Genomic DNA, 24,952 nt, shown 5'->3' with positions numbered 1-24,952 from the left:
CGCCGGCTTTGTTGCTTTCGCGGAGATAGTGCGAGGCGGGCCGTTTTGTTCTGCTTAACGGGTACGGCCAGGGTCCCAAAACCGGAGGACAGGCTGAAACGGGCCTGCCCAAATTGCTTAAAATTTTACGATTCGCCGGCTAGGAGAGCGGTTGCTGCCGCGAAATGGAACCAATTGCAGGCGCAAGTTGTGAGGCAGCGATTCTGGGTCCTATGGCTAACAGTCCGCTATTTCACGGGTTCTGTTAATTAGGTCACAGATTCAGACCCGTATTTGCCGCAGGATGCTGCGGGGCATCACGAAGAAAAGATGACGCAAGTATCTGCCGTTTCACCTATACGATAGATTACTTCGGATGACTGGAAATGCACGCAGATAAGCCTATTTCGACTTTGGGATGCTTCAAAAACTACTTCGGCTACTCTGTGACGGCACCGCTCGGCGTGGGCTCATATGGCCAAGTGACGCGAAATCACACAAGCAATAGATGGTTTCGCTAACGACTTGGTAATGCTAAGCAAGCTTAGTCGGTCGATACTTACATAAATATTAACCCTTTTTACGGTGCCTGGTTGAACTACGCTGGCAAATTTGACGCCGCGCTCTCTATGGACGGTCAGGGTTCCCGCTCGCCCGCTGACCTCCATATCGATTCGTTTACCGGCACGCCGTTCATCGCCAAGGCGCATGGTCACGTGCCCGACGGCGCGGTGGTTGTTCCCGATGCCAATCTGATCTTCAGCGGCGAGTTCAAGCGCGCCGGCCTCGATCTCGTGCTGTCCCATGACGGGCACGAGTTCGTCGTTCACGATTATTTCAGGGGCGACAAGCGCGCGGCGGTCGCCTCGCCCGACGGCGCCCATCTCACCGGCGACGTCGTCAACGCGCTCACGGGCCATGTGCAATATGCGCAGGCCGCGTCCGGCGTCGCCGCGGCCCAGGTCATCGGCCACGTCACCAAGCTGTCCGGCAGCGCGACCGCGATCCGCAACGGCGTCTCGGTCATCCTCAACAACGGCGACAACGTCGAGAAGGGCGACGTGGTCTCGACCGGCGCCGATTCGACGATCGGCATCACCTTCATCGACGGCACCGTGTTCGGCCTGTCCTCGAATGCGCGGATGGTGCTGAACGAGATGGTCTACGACCCCAACGGGTCGAGCAACTCCTCGCTGCTCAGCCTCGTCGCCGGCACCATCACCTTCGTCGCCGGCGAGACCGCTAAGCACGGCGACATGAAGATCGACACGCCGGTCGCCACCATGGGCATCCGCGGCACGGCGGTTCTGACCCAGATCAACTTCGTCGTTCCCGCCGGCGGCGGCGATCCGCAGCCGCAGGCGAGCTTCCAGGTGCTGGTCGAGCCGAACGGCACGACGGGCTCCTACATCCTGTTCGACAAGGTCACGCTGCTGCCGATCGCGACGGTCAACCAGGCCGGCCAGATGATCCAGATCAGCGGCGGCAACGTCTCGATCACCAACGGGCTGCTGTCGCCGGACGTGCAGAAGCTGATCACGGACGTGTTCACGCTGAAGTTCACCGACAACAACACCAACACCAAGCTCACCACGAATTTCACCGACACGATCACGCAGACCAGCGACGGTATCCTGATCAAGACGCCGTCAGGCGCCACCGCGATCCTGACCTTCACGAATCTCAATCCGTTGCCCTCGACGGGGCCGGGCAACTCACCGGTGACCAGCACCCGCATTCCCGGCCCGCCGGATGCGCGCAGCCTCGACGCCAACGGCAATGTGAAGACGGCATTCACGCTGACCGAGCACGCGAACGCGACCGGCGGCCGCGCGGACGGGACCGGCGACACCGTGGGTTCCGACACGATCTCAGGCCGGATCACCTTCGTCGACCAAAATCTCGGCGACCAGCCGACGGTGTCGATCAGCCTCGGCGATGCGCCGAACTACGTCTACAAGAACGCCGGCCAGCAGGACGTCACCGGCACGCTCTCCGCGCTCCAGAAGCAGGACATCGCGGCGACGCAGGTCGCTATCCAGGTCGTCCCCGACGCGGCCAACAACAACAACGGCTCGGCGGTCTGGACCTACACGATCCCCGACCACGTCTTCGATTTCCTCGCGGCCGGCGAAACGCTGACGCTGACCTACATGGTCCGCGTCAACAACAATTTCGCCGTCAATCCTGAATCCATCCTCATCCCGATCACCATCACCATCACCGGCACCAACGACAAGCCGGTGATCACAACCAGCGTTCCGACCATCACCTTCGAGGGCGGCACCAGCGTGCCGGGCGGACCGCTCGCCAGCGACGTTCCGACCTCGGGGACGCTGAGCTTCGACGATGTCGACCTCACCGACACGCACACGGTGTCGGTGAAGCTCACCAGCGCGACCCTGCCCGACGGCACCGTGCCGCCGGGCCCGCTCGCGGCGTTTGCGAAGGCGATGTCGGTCTCGATCGCGTCGGGCGCCGACAGCACCGGCGACGGTACCGGCACCATCAACTGGTCGCTGGCCGATCTGCCGGTCTACCTCGCCGACTTCATCCCGAAGGGCGAGGTGCTGACGCTGGTCTACACCGTGACGCTCACGGATTCGCAGGGCGCGACCTCGCAGCAGACCATCACCGTCACCATCACGGGCACCGACGCGCCCGCAGTGGTGTGGATCGCGACCGACAAGGCGGGCGCTCCCTCGGGCGGGTTCTGGAAGGACGCAGCCAACTGGGAAACCGGCACGGTTCCGACCATCAATGACGACGTCATCGTCATCACCGACCAGTTGCACGGCCTGACGCCGTCCTATCCGGTGACGATCGACACGGCCGCCTTCGCCAAGTCGATCACGATGAACGACTTTGGCGGCCCGCCGCCGAAGCTGATCAACCAGAGCTCGCTGACGATCGCAGGCGCGCTCAACATGAGCGCCGACTCGATCCTCACCAACGCCGCGACCGGCACGATGTCGGTCGGCGGCAAGGCCGAGATCCTCGACACCAGCGTGCTCACCAATGCCGGCCATCTGACGCTCGCGGGCGGCGGCGATTTCGCTGCCGGTGCCACGATCACCAATTCCGGCACGATCGAGCTGTCCGGCGGCACGCTGAAGACGCTTGCCACGATCCACAATGCGGGCGGCACGCTGAAGGCTGATGGCGGTACGACGCTGGTCGTCGACGGCACGACCGTCGATGGCGGCACCGTCGCCATTCTCGGCACGCTGGAGCTCGACGGCACCAGCCTGATCGAGAACGGCACGCTGAACAATTCCGGCAACGTCAACGTCAAGGGCACGGCTGAGTTCGCCCACGAGACGGTCTCGAACACCGCCACCGGCACGATCAAGGTGCTGGCGAATGGCTGGTTGACCATCGACCAGGGCACCAGCGTCACCAACACCGGCCATGTCACGGTCGATGCGAACGGCAAGCTGACGATCAGCGGCGCGAGCATCAATGGCGGCACGGTCACGATCGCGGGCACGCTGGAATCGACCGGCACGAGCGTCATCGATAATGCCGACATCACCAATACGGGTACGATCACTGTCACCAGCGGCACGCTGACGATCGATCCCGCCACGATCCACCTCATCACCAATCACGGTCTCGTTCAGGCGAACGGCGGTGTGCTCGATATCTCCGGCGAAGATATCTCCAACACCGCGTCTCTCGCGGCGATCAACTATGGCGTGCTGAAGCTGACAAATCTCACTGTCAGCAACAGCAGCACCGGAACGATCACCGTCGACAACCTCTCGAAGCTTTATCTCACCGACGTCTCGATCAATGGCGGCACCCTCGGCAATGCCGGCAATCTCTACGGCGTCTCCGGGTCCAGCACGATCTCGGCCGCCGTCGACAACACCGGCAACATCGAGGTGCAGGCCGGCACGCTCTACCTGTCCGGCGGTCTCACCGGAGTCGGCGAGGTGATCATCGACGACGGCGCGACGCTGGAGCTCGCGGGGGCGACCGCGCAGACCATCACCTTCGCCGGCGGAACCGGCACGCTCCAGCTCGACAAGGTGGCGGGCCAGAGCTTTACCGGCACCATCACGGGCCAGTCGTCGACGGGCGGCACCTTCACCATCACGGGCACGGCCGACATCACGACATCGAGCGGCAATGCGCTCAGCTTCACGGCGTCGGGCGGCACGCTGGCCAACCCCGCCGACATCGTCCTCACGCCCACGGGAACGCTGACCGGCGCCGCCGGTGGCGTGGTCGTGACGCAGAACGGCACCGGCGACATCTCGCTGACCGCGACCGGGGACATCAAGGGGCTCGCCGGCAACGGCATCACGCTGCGCGACAGCGCCACCGGCGTCGGCGACATCACCATCGACAACGTCTCCGGCAAGGCGACCGGCACCGGCGCGAATTCGGTCGGCGTTCTCGTCGAGAATTTGAACAGCGCCAATGGCGGCGACATCTCGGTCACTCAGCTCGGCGGCGCCGTTGGGGGCGCGTACGGCATCGACGCGGTCACGCAGGGTGGCGGCGACATCACCATCGACGCCGGCGGCGCGATCACGGGCAGCTCGATCTACGGCATCCGGTCGCGCAGCTATGGCAGCGGCAGCCAGACCGTCACGACCGAGGCCGGCAGCGTCATCACTTCGGGCAGCTCCGGCATCGTCGTGGTCAATCGCGCGATCTCGCTCGACGCGTCTGACGACAGCACGATCACCGTCAACGCCTACGGCGCGATCAACTCCGGCAGCAGCCCGAACCTCGCCGGCAATTCGCCTGCTGGCATCGAGGTCGGCTACACCGGCGCCACGAGCGGCACCAACGACAACACCGACGTCAACGGCATGGTCGTCGTCAACAACCACGCCAATATCACCGCCGCGGCCGGTTACGGCATCAACGCCTACAACTACGGCAATGGCGACGTCACGGTGAACAGCTTCGCCGGCACCACGATCTCCGTCGCCGGCACCCAGAGCATCGGCATCAATGCCGCGGCCTTGAGCGGCGGCGCCGGCGACGTGACGGTCACCCTCGGCGAGAACGTCACGATCTCGGGCGCGACGAGCTACGGCATCAGGGCCTTCAGCGTCGACCAGGGCGACATCAGCGTCACCCTGGCGAAGGGTGACAGCATCACGTCAGGCAGCTCCGGCATCGTCGCCGTCAACTATGCGACCGCGATCGCGGGTGGCTTGGACAGCACGATCTCCGTCGAGGCGCATGGCACCATTCATTCCGGCGCGACGCTGAATACCGACGGTACCACCCCGGGCGGCATCATCGCCGGCTACAAGCCTGGCGGGACCGGCTCCTTCTCGAATTTGGTCAACGGCGACGTCACCGTCGACAGCGATGCGAAGATCACTGCAGATGCTGGCTACGGCATCGAGGCGTTCACCTGGGGCGTCGGCGACATCACGGTCACGACCGGCCAGAATTCGGAGATCACCGCCGCAGGTACGGCGATCGGCGCGTTCGATCACGGCGGCGGCAACGTCAGCGTCACCAACGAAGGCTCCGCCACAGGCGCGGTTGGTCTCGCCGCCATCGCCAATGGCGCGGGCGACGTCACCATCGTGAACCACGGCGACATCACCAGCACCAGCCTCGCCGGCATCAGCGTCACGCAGAACGAAACTGGTGCGACCGGCTCCACCCACATCACCAATTCCGGCTCGATCGTGGCCCCGACCGGCCATGCGGCGATCTTGATCCAGGAAAACACCACGGGCTCGGCGACGATCGACAATTCCGGCACGATCGGAGCCGCCGTCGCCTCGACCGTGACCTCGACGACCTATGCGATCGTCGAGACCGGCGGCGCCATCACGATCAACAACTCCCACGAGATCAACGGCAACATCTCGGTCGCGCACGCGACCTTCAACAACGAGGCGGCCGGCACCTGGACCGTGTCCGGCACCAGCGTGTTCGGCAATCTGTCCTCGATCGTCAACGACGGCGTCATCGATCTGCTCAACGGCGCCTCGATTTCCGGGACCGACCTCAACATCACCAACGCCCATGAGATCGACAGCTGGGGCACCGCATCGATCTCGGGCACCATCGCCAACACCGGCACCATCGAGGTTCATGATGGCGTCCTGACCCTGTTCGGCTCGCTGTCCGGCACGGGCTCGGTCACCGTCGACGCCGGCGCGTTGCTGAAGCTGGATGGCACGGTCTCGCAGACGATCACGCTCGCCGGCGACGGCGCCGAGCTTCAGATCGACACGGCGAGCTTCGGCGGATCGATCTCGGAACTGTCCGCGACCGACACGATCGACCTGTCGACGATCAAATACGGGCTCGGCACCAGCGCGGTCTATGTCGCCAATGCCGATCCTTCGACTGGCGGCGTGCTGACCGTCACCGACGCGGACGGCAAGAGCATCAGCCTGAACCTGACCGGCGCCGACTACAGCCACGCGCACTTCGCCGGCAGCGATGACGGCACCGGCCACACGCTGATCACGATCCATGCGGACGACGATGCGCCGGCGCTCGACACGGCCACGGCGACGCTGAGCGCGGATTTCTCCGAGCGCGAGAGCACGACCGGCGACCCCACGCCCGACCCGGCGCCGGCCGCGACCGGTTCGATCCACTTCACCGACATCGACCTGACCGACCGGCCGACGGCGAGCGTCACCGAGCAGACCGTGACCCTGCTCGCCGCGGATGGCATCACCGATCTCACCGCCTCGCTCACGGCCGACGAGATCGCCGCGCTGAAGAGCGCGCTGAGCTACCAGCAGACCGGCAAGAACAACGGCACCGTCACCTGGAACTATTCGATCGCCGACAACAAGCTCGATTTCCTCGGGCCGGACCAGAAGGTCAAGGTCGTCTCCACCATTACGCTGGATGACGGAGCCAGCCAGAAGGTTGCGGCCGACGTCACCGTCACGATCACCGGCGAGAACGACGCGCCGACAGTCGCAGCGGTGACCACGGGCCCGCTCGTGGATACCGCCACGACCGACAGCTTCTCGGACATCACGGGGACGCTGGTCGGGACCGATGCCGATCATGGCGAGACGGCCGGGCTGACCTATGCCGTGCTGGATGCGACCAGCCACGCCGTGACGACGCTCGCAGGTCATTATGGCTCGCTGACGGTCAACGCCGACGGCTGCTACACCTACGTTCCCGATGCAGCGGCGATCAATGCGCTGTCGGAAGGCAACTATACCGATACTTTCACCGTCCAGACCAAGGACGCGCATGGCGCCACCGGCACGGCCTCGTTCACGGTGAACGTGACCGGCGCCAACGATGCGCCGGTGATCACGGTCGAGAGCGGTGACAGCGCCAGCGCGACCACGGACGAGACCAATGCGGGCCTCGACCTTCACCGCACGCTGACCCTGTCCGATGTCGACACGGCCGATCACGTGGCGGTCTCCGCCACCGGCGTCGGCATCTATCTCGACGGCCATCTGCAGGCGGACGGGTTCGAGGGATTGTCGGCCTCGGATCTGATCAGCTATCTCGTCTTGCCATCCGGCGACATCCTGAACGGCACCGCCACGCACGCCCAGTTCACCTGGGAATTCAACTCGGGCAGCCAGGCCTTCGATTTCCTCACCGCCGGCCAGACGCTGTCGCTGCAATACACCATCGTGCCCAATGATGGTCACACGACCGGCGCAAGCCAGACCATCACCATCAACATCGCCGGCAGCAATGATGCGCCGACGCTGGACGACGCCACGCTGGCGTCCGTCGCCGGCAACGACAGCGATCCGAGCGGATGCACCATCAGCGATCTGTTCGCGAGCAAGTTCGGTGACGCCGATACCGGCGCGAGCTTCAAGGCCATCGCGGTGAGCGCCGACGGCGCCTCCTCGGGTGAGGGCGTCTGGCAGTACGAGATTGCTGGCACCGACCACTGGGTCGATATTTCCGGCGTCAGCGACACCAGCGCGCTGGTGCTCAGCACCGACACGCTGATCCGCTTCGTCCCGGCGGAAGGTTTCTCCGGCACGCCCGGTACTCTCGGCGTCCATGCGCTCGACGACACCTATACCGGCGCGATCACGACCGGCTGCGCGACGGAGACGATCGATCTCACCGCCACAGGCACCGGCGGCACCACGCCGGTCTCGGACGGGCTGACCAGCATCGGCACCAGCGTGACGGCGCCGGTCGGCAGCGGCCCGGTCATCAACACCGAGAACTTCCACGTCGAGCATGTCCGCGAGAACAACAGCGACATCATCACCGATCTCGTGGTCACCGACACCGATGCCGGCGCCGCGACCCACGACTTCACCGTCACCGTCTCGACCGCGCATCCCGGTCTCAGCAGCGTCGATTTCTATCCGGCGTCCGGCTCGCTCGACGACATCAACCTGGGCTTCGAGACCGGCCCGACCTACAATCCGACCGGGGGCACCACCGATCCGGAAGCCTCAGCGCCGGACACGGACCAGATCAGGGTGACGGTGACGGACAAGACCACCGGTCTGTCGGACACCGTCAATTTCATCTTCAACGAGGCCGGCAACACCAGCCAGGGCATCACCTTGCAAGGCACCGACGGCAAGGACGTGATCTTCGCGACCGATACCAACGATACGCTGACCGGCGGCGGCGCCAAGGACCAGTTCGTGTTCGCGCCGGGGCTCCTGTACGACGACAACGGGCAGCCGGTCACCGAGTTCACGCACACCATCACCGATTTCACGGAAGGCCTCGACAAGATCGACCTGCGGCAGTTCTCGGGCGTCAGCTCCATCGGCAATCTCACCATTGCCCAGCAGGACGGCACCAGCGATACGTTGGTCACTTGGCATCAGCAGGTCATGCAGCCTGAGGGCGCGCCGGTGACGGAGACTGAGACGCTGCTGCTCAAGAACGTGATCGCCGCGAACCTCAAGGCCAGCGATTTCATCTTCCACATCACCTGATGCGCGCCGGGGCCGGCGTGCGGCTGGCCTGCCCGCGACGAACACGCAGCTCGCCCCCCGGCAAAAAAATCCACGATCCTTCCCATTCGGGGAATAGCCAATCGCGCGCCGGCGCGCCATGATCGGGCCAGCACGGCAGGAAGTCCGACTGAATGAAGCGTCTCAAGATCCTGCGGCGGTGGTTTGCGCGCAAGCTCGGCCTTGCGCGGGTGATGTGCCTCGTGCTGCTGGCCGTGTTTGCGGGACTGCGCCTGTGGGATCCGCCGCCGGTCCAGGAATTGCGGCTGCGCACCTTCGACATGTTCCAGCTGCTCGATCCGCGCCACAAGGCGGCGCGTCCGGTCGTCATCGTCGACATCGACGACAAGAGCCTCGCCAGGCTCGGCCAGTGGCCGTGGCCGCGGACGCGGATCGCGGACATGATCCAGAGCCTCACCAGCAACGGGGCGGTCGCAATCGGCTTCGACGTGGTGTTCTCCGAAGCCGACCGGCTCAATCCGGATCTGGTCGCGAGCCAGATGCGCTATCTCGACGACGCCACCCGAGCCAGGCTGCGCGAGCTGCCGAGCAACGACCAGATCCTCTCGGAGGCGATCAAGCGCTCGCGCGTGGTGCTGGGCGAAACGGGGCAGTCGGCGATCACGTCGGAGATCGACAAGGCGCTTCCCTTCACCGGCGTGGCAACGGTCGGTGAAGCGGGGGCCGAGCGCTTCCTGTTCGAATTCCCGGGCCTGCTGCGCAACGTGCCCGTGATCGAGAAGGTCGCCGCCGGCCGCGGCCTGTTCACCATCCGCACCGAGCGCGACGGCCTGATCCGGCGCGTGCCGATGATCATGCGTGCCCAGGGCAACATCATGCCCTCGCTCAGCCTCGAAATCCTGCGGGTCGTCACGGGAACGCCGACGCTGCTGGTGCGGACCGACAAGACCGGCATCCGCGCCGTCCGCCTCAAGGGTGTCGAGATCCCGACCGACGAGAACGGCCAGCTCTGGGTGCACTATGCCCGCCACGATCCCTCGATCTACGTCTCGGCGGCCGACGTCCTCGACAACACGGTATCGCCGAGCAGGATCGCCGGCAAGCTGGTGCTGGTCGGCACCTCCGCGGTCGGCCTGAACGACATCAAGACCACGCCGGTGTCGCGGGCCATGCCGGGTGTCGAGATACACGCCCAGGTGCTCGAAAGCGTACTGACCGGCGCTGCGATCTCCCGCCCGAACTACGCGCTCGGCGTCGAATTGCTCGTCGCGATGATCATAGGCTTGCTCGTCATCATCTTCACGCCGAATCTCGGACCGGTGCGCCTCGTGCTTGCCGGCGCGATGTTCGCCGCGATCCTGGTCGGCACGTCCTGGTTCTTCTACGCGAAGTACCGCTACCTCATCGACTTCACCTATCCGCTGCTCTCGACGACCGCGATCTACATCACGTTCATCTTCTCCAGCTTCGTGCGCGAGCAGCGCCAGCGCGTGCAGATCCGCGGGCAATTCGCTCAGTACATGTCGCCCGTGCTGGTCGAGCAGCTCGCGCAGTCGCCGGAGAAGCTGAAGCTCGGCGGCGAGGAGCGCGAGATGACGATCATGTTCTCCGACGTGCGCGGCTTCACCTCGATCTCGGAGAGCTACAAGCACGATCCGCAGGGCCTGACGGCGCTGATGAACCGCTTCCTGACGCCGCTGACCAACGTGATCATCGAGCAGAAGGGCTATATCGACAAATACATGGGCGACGCCATCATGGCGTTCTGGAATGCGCCGCTCGATGATCCCCAGCACGAGATCAATGCCTGCGAGGCTGCGATCCAGATGCTCGAGAAGATCGACGTGGTCAACAAGGAGCGCGAGGAAGAAGCGGCCGACGGCGGCCACGTCTACATCCCGCTCAATGTCGGCATCGGCCTCAACACCGGCATCGGCGTTGTCGGCAACATGGGATCGGACCGCAAGTTCAACTATTCGGTGCTGGGCGACAGCGTGAACCTGGCCTCGCGGCTGGAAGGCCAGTCCAAGGAATACGGTTTTCCGATCATCGTGGGATCCCGAACCGCGCTCGCCGCCAAGGACAAGTTCGCGATCCTCGAGCTCGATTTCATCATGGTCAAGGGCAAGACCGAGCCGGAGGTGATCTACGCCATCGCCGGCCGCGAGGACGTGATGCATTCGGCTGCCTTCCAGCGCCTGCGCAACATCACCATCGAGATGCTCGGCTGCTACCGCAGCCGGAACTGGCAGGGTGCGCTGGACGCGATTGCGCGCGGCCGCAAGAGCGAGGACGCCGACACGCTGGAGAAGCTGTTCAAGCTCTACGAGGCGCGCGTCAAGGATTTCCAGGTCAATCCGCCGGCGGAAGGCTGGACCGGGGCGTATGCGCTGCTGACGAAGTAGGGCGGGTGTCGGCGCCGCTGGCACCACACCACAAGTGTCGTCCCTGCGAACGCAGGGACCCATAACCACAGGGAGTAGTTGTGGCGCGAGCTGGTAACTCAGAGTCCTCGCCAAACCACTCCCTGTGGTTGTGGGTCCCGGGTCTGCGCTTACGCTTGCCCGGGACGACAGCGGTGTTTGGCGCGGCAGTTTGGCTCGAGCACTTGCGGCGCCCACGGCTCCCGTAGGGTGGGCAAAGGCGCAACGCGCCGTGCCCACGTCTTTCTCACCGCATCATTGGTGGGCACGCTTGCGCTTTGCCGACCCTACGACACCGGTGTCCCCCGCTTCACTCCGTCCCGATCGTCGTCAGATCCTGAAACCAGTGCTGCGCTTGCACGAACTGCTTGATCTTCGGCGACAGCGCGTGCGGGTTGGTGTCGTGGACGACCCAGACCAGCACGGCATCGTCCACGATCAGGGCATGCGCCTGCGCGATCAAATCGTCCTGCTTGGCGGTGTCGAAGGTCTGCTTGGCCTCGTTGATCAAGGCGTCGACCTTCGGGTTCTTGTAGCCGCCCCAGTTGACGCCGACAGGCGCGATCTGGTCGGAGGCGAAGAAGCGGACGATGGCGTAGAGCGGGTCCGAGGTGACATAGGCGATGTTGTTGGCGGTGATGCCGGCGTTCATCTCGTCCGCCGCGCCCTTGCGCCAGTGCGTATATAATGTCTCGAGCTCGACCACCTTGAAGTCGATGTCGATGCCGATCTCCTTGAAGCTCTGCTGCAGGAATTCGTTCATCGGCAGCGACAGCATCTGGCCGGTGCCGCCCTGCGCGATGATGAAGGTGGTCTTCAGCGGCTTTGCTTTTGAATAGCCGGCTTCCTCCACCAGCTTCTTTGCGGCAGCGAGATCATATTTCAGCTCGAAGGTCGGCTTGCCGAACCACGGGCTCGACGGATCGACCTGGCCCTTGGCGGGCTTTGCGAGGCCATTCATCAGGCCGACGACTTCGTCGCGGTTGATCGCAAGGTTGAGCGCCTTGCGCAGGCGGATGTCGGTCCAGGGCGAGCCCGGCAGCACGCTGAGATGATAATTCCAGACATGCGGCGTGACGTTGTCGACGATCTTCATGCCGGCAGCTTTCAGCTGCGGCACGGCATCCGGCGCCGGCGTCTCGATCAGATCGACCTGGCCGGCAAGCAGGGCATTGGTGCGCGTCAGCGCTTCCGGCATCGGCACCAGCACGATCTTGTCGGCCTTCGGAATGCGCTTCTTGTTCCAGTAATCGGGGTTCTTGGTGAGCTCGGCGAGCTCGCGCGGCACCAGTTTCGTCAATTTGAAGGGGCCGGTGCCGGAAGGCTGGCTCGCGAACTTGTCCCAGTCCTTGCCGAGCTTTTCATACTGCGCCGGGCTCGACACCAGGAACCAGAGCATCTGATAGGGAAAGAAGGAATCGACCGTCTTGGTCGTGATCTCCACCGTGAAATCGTCGATCTTGGCGTAGCTGGCGACCGAGGGGAGGCGGGTTTTCACCTGCGCGCTCTGCCGCTTGTCGAATTGCGGCGCCTTGTCGTTGAGCACCTTGTCCAGATTCCAGATCACCGCGTCGGCATTGAAGTCGCTGCCGTCGTGAAACTTCACGCCCTTGCGCAAGCTGAAGCGCCACTTCGTCTTGTCGGCATCGTCCACCTTCCACTCGGTGGCGAGGCCCGGCACCAGCTTGCCCGGCCTGTCGGCGACGTCCATCTCCCACGCCACCAGCGGATCGTAGATCGTATAGGCCGTGAACTGATAGGCGCCGGCGCCGCGATCGGGCTGGCCGGTCGTCAGCGGAATATCCGCCATCGAGATACCGTAGCGCACCACGGTCTCGGCGCGCACCGGGATTGCGGATAACGCCAGCGCAAGCATGGCGAGACAGGTCGATAGACGAATACGCATGGCCCAAAACTCCCAGGAGATTCCGGGGCCAAACTTGCAATCTTGATGCCAGAATAGGCAGCTGGGCTGCTTTGTCTTCAATCGATCACAAGGACTTGTCGTCGCAGGGGCAATTTGCAGAATAAGTTTCTCCTTGGCATAGCCATTGCATACGATTGCATCAAAATTAATCATCGAAAGCCGAAGAAGGATCGAGGCGATGCTTATCAAGAACAACAAGACACGGGCGGCGCTGATCGCGCTCTTGGCGCTTGGCAGCGCGGCCGCATGGCCGCGCGTGGCGGCAGCGGAAACTGTGCTGCGCATCGGCATGACGGCTGCCGATATTCCGCGCACGCTGGGTCAGCCCGACCAGGGTTTTGAAGGCAACCGCTTCACCGGCCTCACCATGTACGACGCGCTGACCGGCTGGGACCTGTCCTCCGCCGACAAGCCGAGCACGGTGATCCCCGGCCTTGCCACCGAGTGGAAGGTCGACGATGCCGACAAGACCAAATGGGTCTTCAAGCTGCGTCCCGGCGTCACCTTCCATGATGGCACGCCGTTCAATGCCGATGCGGTGGTGTGGAACGTCGAGAAGGTGCTGAAGCAGGATGCGCCGCAATTCGACGCCAGCCAGGTCGGCGTCACCGCCTCGCGCATGCCGACGCTGGCCTCGGCGAAGAAGATCGACGACATGACCGTCGAGCTCACCACCAAGGAGCCCGACAGCTTCCTGCCGATCAACCTCACCAATCTCTTCATGGCGAGCCCGGCGAAGTGGCAGCATTTCTATGACAAGGCCGAAGGCGCAGACGCCAAGGCCAAATCGCAGGCCGCCTGGACCGCCTTCGCCAAGGACGCCGCAGGCACCGGCCCGTGGAAGATGGCGAGCTTCACCCCGCGCGAACGGCTCGAGCTGGTGAAGAACGCGAATTATTGGGACAAGGCCCGCGTCCCCAAGGTCGACAAGATGGTGCTCTTGCCGATGCCTGAAGCGAACGCGCGCACCGCGGCGCTGCTGTCCGGACAGGTCGATTGGGTCGAGGCGCCGGCGCCGGATGCGTTGCCTGAGCTCAAACAGCGCGGCTTCAAGCTCTACGCCAACGAGCAGCCGCATGTTTGGCCCTGGCAGTTCTCGCGCATCGAGGGCTCGCCCTGGAACGACATCCGCGTGCGCAAGGCCGCCAACCTCTGCGTCGACCGCGAAGGCCTCAAGGACGGCCTGCTCGCCGGCCTGATGGTGCCGGCGACCGGCACCTTCGAGCCCGGCCATCCCTGGCGGGGAAAACCGACCTTCGAGATCAAGTACGACAAGGCGGCTGCGCAAAAGCTGATGCAGGAGGCCGGCTTCGGTCCCAGCAAAAAGCTGACGGTGAAGATCCAGACCTCAGCATCAGGCTCGGGCCAGATGCAGCCGCTGCCGATGAACGAATATCTCCAGCAGGCTTTGGCCGAGTGTTATTTCGACGTGAAGCTGGACGTCATCGAGTGGAACACGCTGTTCACCAACTGGCGCCGCGGCGCCAAGGATCCCAGCGCCAACGGCTCGAACGCGACCAATGTCACCTATGCGGCGATGGATCCGTTCTTCGCGCTGGTCCGCTTCCTGCAATCGGGCATGGCGCCGCCGGTCTCGAACAATTGGGGCTTCATCAACGAGCCCAAGTTCGACGAGCTGGTGAAGAAGGCCCGCCAGACCTTCGATCCCGCCGCGCGCGACGCCGCGCTCGCCGAGCTGCATGCGGCCTCCGTCGACGATGCCGCCTTCCTCTACGTCGCCCACGACGTCGGCCCCCGCGCGATGAGCCCGAAAGTGACCGGCGTCGTGCAGCCGAAGAGCTGGTTCATCGACTTCTCGCTGGTGTCGATGAAGTAGTGAGGTGCTAGCAACGTATTCGGTGCACCCTCTCCCCTTGCGGGAGAGGGTGGCTTCGCTTTAGCGAAGCCGGGTGAGGGGTCTCTCTCCGCGGATGCGGACCTCTCCATCGATGCAATAATCCCCGCGGACAGAACCCCTCATCCGGCGCTTGCGCGCCACCTTCTCCCGCAAGGGGAGAAGGAAGAAAGAACCAAACGTGCTCGCCTATACCGCCAGACGCATCGTCTATGTCATTCCGATCGTCATCAGCGTCGCGCTGGTGTGCTTCCTGCTCGTGCACATCACGCCGGGCGATCCGCTCGTCGCGGTGCTCCCCGCCGATGCCTCGCAGGAGCTCGCGGCGCAGCTCCGCGCCGCCTATGGTTTCGACCGCCCGCTGCCGGTGCAGTTCGGCCTGTGGTTGATGCGCGCCCTTCACGGCGATCTCGGCAATTCCATCGCCACCGGCCGTCCCGTGCTCGCCGAGGTCATGCGCGCGGTCGGCAACACCGTCACGCTGGCGATTGCCGCCGCCATCATCGGCTTCACCATGGGCATCCTGCTCGGCTTGATCGCCGGCTATTTCCGCGAGACCTGGATCGACAAGGTTGCCACCTCCTTTGCCATCGCCGGCGTCTCGGTGCCGCATTACTGGCTCGGCATGCTGCTCGTCATCATCTTCTCGGTGCAGCTCAACTGGCTGCCCGCGGTCGGCGCCGGACCCAACGGCTCCAACTCCTGGGCCTGGGACTGGGCGCATCTGCAATATCTCGTGCTCCCGGCGATCACGACCTCGGTGATCCCGATGGGCATCGTCACCCGCACCGTGCGTGCGCTCACAGGTGACATCCTTTCGCAGGATTTCGTCGAGGCGCTTCGCGCCAAAGGCCTGCATGAGCGCGGCGTGTTCCGCCACGTCATCAAGAACGCCGCGCCCACCGCGCTCGCGGTGATGGGGCTTCAGCTCGGTTACATGCTCGGCGGCTCGATCCTGATCGAGACCGTATTCTCCTGGCCGGGCTCGGGCTTCCTGCTCAACTCCGCGATCTTCCAGCGCGACCTGCCGTTGCTCCAGGGTACGATCCTGATCCTGGCGCTGTTCTTCGTCGTCCTCAATCTCCTGGTCGACATCGCGCAAGCCGCGATCGACCCACGCATCAAGCGGGGCTAGCGAGATGAGCGAGCTTCCGTTGTCCGCCACCGCCGATGCCGCGCTGCAGGCCGCGCCCGCGACCAAGGCGCGGGGCTATTGGGCGACCGTCGGCCGCCGCATCATGCGCGACAAGGTCAGCATGGCCTGTGCGCTGGTGCTGCTGCTGATCTTCCTCTCCGCGATCCTCGCGCCGTGGCTCGGCCTCGAAGACCCCTACAAGGGCTCGATGATCCGCCGCCTGCGCCACATCGGCACCGTTGGCTATCCGCTCGGCACCGACGAGCTCGGACGCGACATGCTGGCGCGGCTGATCTATGGCGGGCGGCTGTCGCTGGTGATCGGCATCCTGCCGGTGATCCTCGCGTTCTGCTTCGGCACCTCGCTCGGCATCATTGCCGGTTATGTCGGCGGCAAGCTCAACACCGCGATCATGCGCACGGTCGACGTGTTCTACGCTTTCCCCTCGGTGCTGCTGGCCATCGCGATCTCCGGCGCGCTAGGGGCCGGCATCCTCAACTCCATCGTCGCGCTTACCATCGTGTTCGTGCCGCAGATCACCCGCGTCGCCGAAAGCGTCACCACAGGCGTGCGCAACATGGATTTCGTCGAGGCCGCACGCGCCTCCGGCGCCGGCGCCTTCACCATCATGCGCGTGCACATCCTCGGCAACGTGCTCGGCGCGATCTTCGTCTATGCGACCAGTCTCATCTCTGTTTCGATGATCCTAGCGGCCGGTCTCTCCTTCCTCGGCCTCGGCACCAAGCCGCCGGAGCCGGAATGGGGCCTGATGCTGAACACGCTGCGCACCGCGATCTACGTCAACCCGTGGGTTGCGGCATTGCCGGGCGCGATGATCTTCGCGGTCTCGATCTGCTTCAACCTGCTCTCGGACGGCCTGCGCAGCGCCATGGACATCAGGAACTAGCCATGAGCGAGAGCAACACATCCGTCGAAATGCTCGAGCCGGTCGAAGACCGTGGCGGCGTCGCGCAGCCGCTGCTTCAGGTCAACGGCCTGACCAAGCATTTCCCCGTGCGCGGCGGGCTGTTTGCAGCAAAGCGCACCGTGCGCGCCGTCGACAACGTCTCGTTCGCCGTCGCCAAGGGCGAGACCGTCGGCATCGTCGGCGAGTCCGGTTGCGGCAAGTCAACCACCGCGCGGCTGTTGATGCATCTGATGCCGCGCGATACCGGCGACATCATCTATGACGGCATGACCGTCGGCCAATCGCTGTCGCTGCGCGAACTGCGCCGCGGTATGCAGATGGTGTTCCAGGATTCCTATGCCTCGCTCAATCCGCGCCTCACCATCGAGGAATCCATCGCGTTCGGCCCCAAGGTCCACGGCATGGCCGATGGCGCGGCCCGCACCCTGGCGCGCGAGCTGCTCGGCAAGGTCGGCCTGCGGCCGGAGAATTTCGCCAACCGCTATCCGCACGAGATCTCGGGCGGCCAGCGCCAGCGCGTCAACATCGCCCGTGCGCTGGCGCTGTCGCCGCGGCTGGTGATCCTGGATGAGGCCGTCTCCGCGCTCGACAAGTCCGTCGAGGCGCAGGTGCTCAATCTGCTCGCCGATCTCAAGCGCGAGTTCGGCCTGACCTATCTCTTCATCAGCCACGACCTCAACGTCGTCCGCTACATCTCCGACCGCGTGCTGGTAATGTATCTCGGCGAGGTCGTCGAGCTCGGCCCGGTCGATCAGGTCTGGGATAGTCCCGCGCATCCCTACACGCGCGCGCTGCTTGCTGCGATGCCGTCCTCCGATCCCGACAAGCGCACCGTGAAGCCGCCGATCACGGGCGATCCGCCCAATCCGATCGATCCGCCTTCGGGCTGCCGCTTTCACACCCGTTGTCCGTTTGCGGAGCCGCTCTGCGCAAATGCGACACCAAAGCTCACCGCGCTGGATAGAATGGGCCACGAGGCCGCGTGCTACATGGCGATACCGGGTTCAGGCCATAGCCGCGCGCCCGCAGAGGAAACAGCATGACAAGACCGACACCGAAAGAGATCAAGCCGATCGCGCAGATTGCGGGCATCCCCGTAGATGACGAGATCGCAACGCGGATCTCCAATTCCATCGGGCCTGCCTTCGAGGGCTTTGAGACCATCGCCGGCACGTTGCCGTTCGACCTCGAGCCCGCGCTCTATCCGATCGCGCAGACGCAGAAGGTGTCGAAATGAGCACCGAGCCTGCCTTGATGACGCTCACCGAGGTCGCGCGAGCGATCGCGATGAAGCAGGTGTCCTCGCATGAGGTGACGCGCGCGCTGTTGCATCGCATCGCGCAGTGGCAGCCGCATCTCAACGCCTTCATGTCGGTTGAAGCGGAATCCGCATTGAAGGCGGCCGAGGCCGCCGACGCAGAGCTTGCCAAGGGCAATGTCCGCGGTTCGCTGCACGGCGTGCCGCTCGCGCACAAGGACATGTATTACGACGCCGGCCATGTCGCGACCTGCGGCTCACTGATCCGCCGCGACTTCGTTCCGACTGTCACCTCCACCGCCTTGCAGCGGCTGAAGGATGCGGGGCAGGTCCGCCTCGGCACGCTGCACCTTGCCGAGTTCGCCTATGGCCCGACCGGCCACAACGCCCATTACGGCCCGGTGCGCAATCCCTGGAACGTCGCGCATATCACCGGCGGCTCCTCCTCCGGCTCAGGCTCGGCGGTCGCGGCACGCCTGACCTATGCGGCGCTCGGCTCCGACACCGGCGGCTCGATCCGCATGCCCGCGCATTTCTGCGGCGTTACCGGCCTCAAGACCACCGTCGGCCGCGTCAGCCGCGCCGGCGCGATGCCGCTGTCGCAATCGCTCGACACCGTCGGCCCGCTTGCCCGCACTGCGGAAGATTGCGCGCTGCTGCTGGCGCTGATGGCCGGCGCGGACCCCGCGGATTCCACCTGCAGCCACGAGCCGCTGTCGGACTATGTCGGCGCAACCAAGGGCTCGCTGAAGGGCCTCAAGATCGGTGTGCCCGCATCGTTCTATGTCGACGATCTCGACAGCGAGGTCGCGCGTGTGCTGGACGGGACCATTGCGGTGCTCAAGCGCGAGGGCGCCGACATCGTCAAGGTCGAGCTGCCGGATCAGCGGCAATTGTCGGCGGCGAGCCAGCTCGTGCTCGCGGCGGAAGCGGCGGCTTTCCACAAGCGATGGATGATCGAGCGCCCGCAGGACTACGGCACGCAGGTCCTGATGCGGCTTCAGAACGGGCTCGCCGTTCCCGCCATCACCTATCTCGAAGCGATGCGCTGGCGCGGTCCGGCGCTGGCCGCGCACAACGCGGCGACATCGGGCGTCGATGCGATCATCGCACCGGCTTCCCCGATCCCAGCGCCGACGATCGAGGAGAGCGATGTCGGCGGCGGCCCCAATGCGCCGGCGCTGTTGCAGCGCCTGACGCTGTTCACCCGTCCGGTGAACTTCCTGGGCCTGCCGTCGCTGACCGTGCCCTCGGGCTTCGCCAAAAGCGGTCTTCCGATCGGCATGCAGCTGATCGGCCGCTCCTTCGATGAAGCGACCCTGCTCACCATCGGCGCCGCGTTCCAGCGCGTCACCGACTATCACGATCGATTGCCGAAACTGCCGTCATGACAAACCTCGTCGAGATCTCGGGCCTCAACATCCGCTTCACCGGCGAGCGCACGGTCTATGCCGTGAACGATCTCAATCTCTCGCTTGGCAACAGTGAGGTGCTGGGCCTGCTCGGCGAATCCGGTTCGGGCAAGAGCGTGACCCTGCGCGCCTTGATGCGGCTATTGCCGAAGAAGCGCACGCAGATCACTGGCACGGTGAACGTCATGGGGCGCGACGTGCTTGCCATGAATGACGAGCAGCTGTCGTCGTTCCGTGGCCAGACCGTCTCGATGATCTTCCAGGAGCCGGCACTGGCGCTCGATCCGGTCTACACCATCGGCGCTCAGATCGCCGAAAGCGTCGTGCGCCATGAAGGCAAGAGCTTTGCAGAGGGGCGCGCGCGTGCGCTCGAAATGCTCGAGGTCGTCCGCATTCCCTCGGCAAAACGCCGGCTCGACGCCTATCCGCACGAGATGTCCGGCGGCATGCGCCAGCGCGCCATGATCGCGCTCGCGCTCGCCTGCCGGCCCAAGATCTTGCTTGCGGACGAGCCGACCACGGCGCTCGATGCCACCGTGCAGATCCAGATATTGTTGCTCTTGCGCGAACTGCAGCGCGAGTTCGGCATGTCCGTGATCTTCGTCACCCACGATATCGGCGTCGCCATCGAGATCTGCGACCGCGTCGCGGTGATGTATGCCGGCCAGATCGTGGAGCAGGGGACTCTGCGCGACATCGTCCGCAGCCCGGTGCACCCCTATGCCAAGGGCCTGCTCGCCTCCACCATCCACGGCGCCAGGCGAGGGCAGCGGCTCGAAACCATCCCCGGCACCCCGCCGTCACTGGCCGAAAAACCCCACAACTGCTCCTTCGCCCCCCGCTGCAAGCTCGCCGAGCCGCGCTGCCTGGAGCGGCTGCCTGCGAATGTCGAGGTCGGCCCGGGCCGGGCGGCGAGGTGCGTGCTGGCGGAGGCGGCGGTCGCGACGTAGCCGGTGCGCTTCGTCGCGAGCGTGTTTTTGTCCATGTGAGCCAAGCTCCAACCAAGCGCACAACTGCGCTCCCTCCCCCCTTGCGGGGGAGGGCGGGGGAGAGGGGTAGCCCAGCAAAAGGCATTCGTTGTCGGGGTGAGCGGAGCGGCGCCACAGAGAGAGTCCCCGTGTGGCCACCCCTCTCCCTGCCCCTCCCCCGCAAGGGGGAGGGAACGAGAGAGAAGTGCGACCCTCACTTCGCAAATGTGCGGGAAAACGGGACGGGAAAGTGAGCGCACCGCGCCCCTCACGTCGAACCGCGCGCTTCCTCTAAATTCCTCCACGACAACACGCAGTTGTCACACTCCACCCCGCACCGACCGCCAGCGCAGCTCCTACTGTGCATGGGGTTGTTTTCGACACTTTTTGTTTTCGCAGCCGCAACCGGGGCGTGGGGAACAGCATTCACACCCCATTCATCCCGGTTCCCGTTCCATGCGGGCCGTTTACGGAGAGGGACTTAACTGATGCACATTTCCAACGAAGGCCTGCTTGTCATCCTGTTCGTCGGCTTGGTGGCCGGCTGGCTCGCCGGCAAGGTGGTGCGCGGAACCGGGTTCGGCATCATCGGCGACATCGTGGTCGGCATCGCCGGCGCGCTGGTGGCGAGCTTCCTGTTTCCCAAGCTCGGCATTCGTCTCGGGACGGGCCTCGTGTCAGAGATCGTCTATTCCGCCATCGGCGCGGTGATCCTGCTGCTGGTGGTCCGTCTGGTGCGCGGCGGCGGTAGGTTCTAGCCGCCCCCTGTTCGGAACCTTCCGCCTCTCTCCGCACTGGGGAGAGGCGGAAACGTCTGCTATAAAAAGCCGCAAAGCCTGTGAAATACCGGACTTGCGCGCGGGCCCATCAGGGGTAGATGTGGCCCATCGGGGTCCTGGATTTATTCGACTGCGCTCAACAGGGAGAAGACGATGTTAATCCCGGTCGAGTACGCCTGAACCTGTGAAATCTGGGGCTTTGCCCCTTACCCGAAAGAGATCAGATTGATGGCAGCCGTACCTGGCGTCCGCCGTTCAGAGCTCGGTGACGCCTTGCGCGCGTGTCGCACGGCGTTCGTCGGCGTCGGCTTGATGAGCTGCATGATCAACCTGCTCTATCTGACCGGGTCGATCTTCATGCTGGAGGTCTATGACCGGGTGCTGCCGAGCCGCAGCATCCCGACGCTGGTCGGCCTCATCATCCTCGCCAGCTTCCTCTACATGGCGCAGGGCGTGCTCGACATGATCCGCAACCGCATCCTCGGGCGGGTCGGCACCGCGCTGGACGACGCCCTCAACAAGCGCGTGTTCGACACCATCGTCCGCCTGCCGCTGCTGGTCGGCAGCCGCAACGAGGGCCTGCAGCCGCTGCGCGACCTAGACAATGTCCGCTCCTTCCTCGGCAGCATGGGCCCGAGCGCATTCTTCGATCTGCCCTGGCTGCCGCTCTACCTCGCCATCTGCTTCGCCTTCCATGTCATGATCGGCGTCACCGCCCTGGTCGGTGCCATCATCCTGGTCGGGTTGACGCTGGTCACCGAATTCCTGTCCCGCCAGCCGGCGAAGGAGGCGATGGGCCTTGCCGCGCAGCGCAATGATCTCGCCGCCGCCAGCCGCCGCAACGCCGAAGTCATGGTGTCGATGGGCATGGCCGGCCGCATGAACGCGCGCTGGAGCGAGGCCAACGAAAAATATCTCGCCGGCAATCAGCGTGCGAGCGACGTCGCCGGCGGTCTCGGCGCAGTCGCCAAGGTGCTGCGCATGATGCTGCAATCGGCCGTGCTCGCGGTCGGCGCCTATCTCGTCATCCACCAGGAGGCGACCGCCGGCATCATCATCGCTGGTTCGATCCTGTCGGCCCGCGCGCTGGCGCCGGTCGATCTTGCCATTGCGCACTGGAAATCCTTCGTCGCGGCGCGCCAGAGCTGGCAGCGCCTCACGCGGCTGCTCGAGCAGATGCCGGCGCAGGCGATGCCGACCCAGCTGCAGGCGCCCACCAGCCGCCTGTCGGTCGAAGGCGTCGCCATGGTGCCGCCGGGCGACCAGCGCCTGATCGTGCAGGACGTCACCTTCGCACTCCAGGCCGGCAACGGCCTCGGCGTGATCGGTCCGAGCGGCTCCGGCAAATCCTCGCTGATCCGCGCGTTGGTCGGCGTCTGGCAGCCGGTGCGCGGCAAGGTGCGGCTCGACGGCGCAGCGCTTGACCAATGGTCGTCCGACGCGCTCGGCCGCCACATCGGCTATCTGCCGCAGGACGTCGAGCTGTTCGGCGGCACCATCGCGCAGAACATCTGCCGATTCGATCCCGAGGCGACGTCCGACGCCATCATCGCCGCGGCCAAGGAGGCCGGCGTGCACGAGATGATCATCAAGATGCGCGAGGGCTACAACACCCAGGTCGGCGAGCAGGGCACTGCGCTCTCTGCTGGCCAGGCGCAGCGCGTGGCGCTGGCGCGCGCGCTCTACGGCAATCCGTTCCTGGTCGTGCTCGATGAGCCCAACTCCAACCTCGACACCGAAGGCGACGAGGCGCTGACCCGCGCCATCCGCTCCGCGCGTGAGCGCGGCGCCATCGTCATCGTGGTGGCGCACCGCCCGATCGGCGTCGAGGCGGTCGACCAGATCCTGGTGCTGCGCGACGGCCGCATGCAGGCCTTCGGCCCGAAGGAGCAGGTGCTTGCGCAGGTGCTCCAGCCGCGGGCGGTGCCGACGGCACCGATCAAGGTCGTCAGCGAAGGCGGAGCCAAGGCATGAGCACGATGGCCATTGGCGGGCCAAAGCCCGCTGCGACGAAGACCGTGCGGCAGTCGATCAGATTCCACCTGATCCTCGGGCTCACCATCGTGCTGGTGCTCGTCCTCGGCCTCGGCGGCTGGGCATCCACCGTGCTGATCTCGGGCGCGCTGATCGCGCCCGGTCAGATCGTGGTCGAATCCAACGTCAAGAAGGTACAGCACCCGACCGGCGGTGTGGTCGGCGAGCTGCGCGCCCGCGACGGCGACGTGGTCAAGGCCGGCGACATCGTGGTGCGGCTCGATGACACCGTGACCAAGGCGAACCTTGCCATCGTCACCAAGAATCTCGACGCCGCGCAGGCACGCACGGCGCGGCTGCAGGCCGAGCAGCGCGGCATCGACAAAATCGAGTTTCCGAAGGCCCTGCTTGATCGCGCGGACGACCCCGATGTCAAGGCGCTGCTCTCCGCCGAAACCAAGCTGTTCGACGTCCGCGTCAACGGTCGCGCGGGCCAGAAGGCGCAGCTGCGCGAGCGCGTCCTGCAGCTCAACGAGGAGATCGAGGGTCTGTCCGCGCAGGAGACGGCCAAGGACAAGGAGATCGCGCTGGTCCAGAACGAGCTCACCGGTGTCCGCGACCTCTACGACAAGCGTCTGGTGCAGATTTCGCGTCTGACCCAGCTCGAGCGCGATGCGGCCCGCCTCAATGGCGAGCGCGCGCAATACATCGCTTCGCGCGCGCAGGCCAAGGGCAAGATCACCGAGACCGAGCTTCAGATCATCCAGGTCGACAAGGACATGGTGAGCGAGGTCTCCAAGGATTTGCGCGAGACCAACGACAAGATCGGCGAATTGATCGAGCGCAAGGTCGCCGCCGAGGACCAGCTCCGCCGCGTCGACATCCGCGCGCCGCAGGACGGCATGGTGCTGCAATCGACGGTGCATACCGTCGGCGGCGTCGTCACCGCAGGCGACACCCTGATGCTGATCGTGCCGCAGGCCGACGATCTCCAGGTCGAGGCCAAGGTCAATCCGGTCGACATCGACAAGCTCCAGATCGGCCAGAAGACGCTGCTGCGCCTGTCCGCCTTCAACCAGCGCACCACGCCCGAGCTCAACGGCGTCGTCAGCCGCGTCTCGCCCGACGTCACCACCGACCAGCGCACCGGCCAGAGCTACTACACCATCCGCGTCTCGATGCCGGCCGAAGAGGTCGCCCGCCTCGGCGACGTCAAGCTGATCCCCGGCATGCCCGTCGAGGCCTTCGTCCAGACCGGCGACCGCACCATGCTGTCCTACCTGATGAAGCCGCTGCACGACCAGCTGATGCGGGCCTTCCGCGAGAAGTGACGCGCGACAGCGCGTCATCCCGGAGTCCCGTGCTCGCTGTCATCGCCCGGCTTGACCGGGCGATCCAGTATTCCAGAGACGTCAGTGATTGAACCGAGAGGCCG

13 protein-coding genes are annotated in these 24,952 nt (G+C 65.0%); 12 read left to right on the top strand and 1 reads right to left on the bottom strand.

Annotated elements, in window-relative coordinates:
- Positions 1-695: 695 nt before the first annotated feature.
- The gene (locus tag WN72_RS44195; RefSeq protein WP_430640406.1) at positions 696-8,879 is read left to right on the top strand and encodes a VCBS domain-containing protein; all 8,184 of its coding nucleotides are present in this window, start codon (positions 696-698) and stop codon (positions 8,877-8,879) included.
- Between the two features lie 152 nt (positions 8,880-9,031).
- A complete protein-coding gene (locus WN72_RS44190) occupies positions 9,032-11,263 on the top strand; it encodes a CHASE2 domain-containing protein (RefSeq protein WP_092219711.1) in 2,232 nt (743 codons plus the stop codon).
- A gap of 328 nt (positions 11,264-11,591) precedes the next feature.
- Here the strand turns inward: WN72_RS44190 and WN72_RS44185 are convergent, their stop codons facing one another.
- A complete protein-coding gene (locus tag WN72_RS44185) occupies positions 11,592-13,187 on the bottom strand; it encodes an ABC transporter substrate-binding protein (RefSeq protein ID WP_027562029.1) in 1,596 nt (531 codons plus the stop codon).
- Positions 13,188-13,386: 199 nt separating this feature from the next.
- On the opposite strand from WN72_RS44185, the gene WN72_RS44180 reads away from it, so the two are divergent.
- The 10 genes from WN72_RS44180 (at position 13,387) to WN72_RS44135 (ending at position 24,848) form a co-directional block, all read left to right on the top strand.
- On the top strand, positions 13,387-15,045 hold the full coding sequence (locus WN72_RS44180; protein ID WP_027562030.1) for an ABC transporter substrate-binding protein: 1,659 nt from the start codon (positions 13,387-13,389) through the stop codon (positions 15,043-15,045).
- Between the two features lie 199 nt (positions 15,046-15,244).
- Positions 15,245-16,198 carry an ABC transporter permease gene (locus tag WN72_RS44175; protein WP_027562031.1) on the top strand — a complete coding sequence of 318 codons (954 nt, stop codon included), beginning with the start codon at positions 15,245-15,247 and terminating at the stop codon, positions 16,196-16,198.
- Positions 16,199-16,202: 4 nt separating this feature from the next.
- Positions 16,203-17,105, top strand: coding sequence for an ABC transporter permease (locus WN72_RS44170; RefSeq protein ID WP_092219709.1), 903 nt, complete (start codon positions 16,203-16,205; stop codon positions 17,103-17,105).
- A gap of 2 nt (positions 17,106-17,107) precedes the next feature.
- Positions 17,108-18,169 carry an ABC transporter ATP-binding protein gene (locus tag WN72_RS44165; protein WP_167381135.1) on the top strand — a complete coding sequence of 354 codons (1,062 nt, stop codon included), beginning with the start codon at positions 17,108-17,110 and terminating at the stop codon, positions 18,167-18,169.
- On the top strand, positions 18,166-18,363 hold the full coding sequence (locus WN72_RS44160; RefSeq protein ID WP_027562034.1) for a hypothetical protein: 198 nt from the start codon (positions 18,166-18,168) through the stop codon (positions 18,361-18,363). The genes WN72_RS44165 and WN72_RS44160 overlap by 4 nt, the downstream gene beginning before the upstream one ends.
- Positions 18,360-19,775 (top strand): amidase, encoded by a 1,416-nt coding sequence (locus tag WN72_RS44155; RefSeq protein WP_092219707.1) that lies wholly within the window; start codon positions 18,360-18,362, stop codon positions 19,773-19,775. Before WN72_RS44160 ends, WN72_RS44155 begins: the two co-directional genes overlap by 4 nt.
- Positions 19,772-20,746 (top strand): ABC transporter ATP-binding protein, encoded by a 975-nt coding sequence (locus WN72_RS44150; protein ID WP_092219705.1) that lies wholly within the window; start codon positions 19,772-19,774, stop codon positions 20,744-20,746. Before WN72_RS44155 ends, WN72_RS44150 begins: the two co-directional genes overlap by 4 nt.
- A gap of 506 nt (positions 20,747-21,252) precedes the next feature.
- A complete protein-coding gene (locus WN72_RS44145) occupies positions 21,253-21,522 on the top strand; it encodes a GlsB/YeaQ/YmgE family stress response membrane protein (RefSeq protein WP_028140658.1) in 270 nt (89 codons plus the stop codon).
- 249 nt (positions 21,523-21,771) lie between these two features.
- The gene (locus tag WN72_RS44140) at positions 21,772-23,517 is read left to right on the top strand and encodes a type I secretion system permease/ATPase (RefSeq protein ID WP_027562038.1); all 1,746 of its coding nucleotides are present in this window, start codon (positions 21,772-21,774) and stop codon (positions 23,515-23,517) included.
- Complete coding sequence (locus tag WN72_RS44135; RefSeq protein ID WP_092219702.1) at positions 23,514-24,848, top strand: HlyD family type I secretion periplasmic adaptor subunit; 1,335 nt, start codon at positions 23,514-23,516, stop codon at positions 24,846-24,848. Before WN72_RS44140 ends, WN72_RS44135 begins: the two co-directional genes overlap by 4 nt.
- Positions 24,849-24,952 lie beyond the last annotated feature (104 nt).

The organism is Bradyrhizobium arachidis, assembly GCF_015291705.1.
GTDB lineage: Bacteria > Pseudomonadota > Alphaproteobacteria > Rhizobiales > Xanthobacteraceae > Bradyrhizobium > Bradyrhizobium arachidis.
The sequence above is the reverse complement of the archived record's forward strand: the minus strand, read 5'-3'. Positions and strand labels throughout refer to the sequence as shown.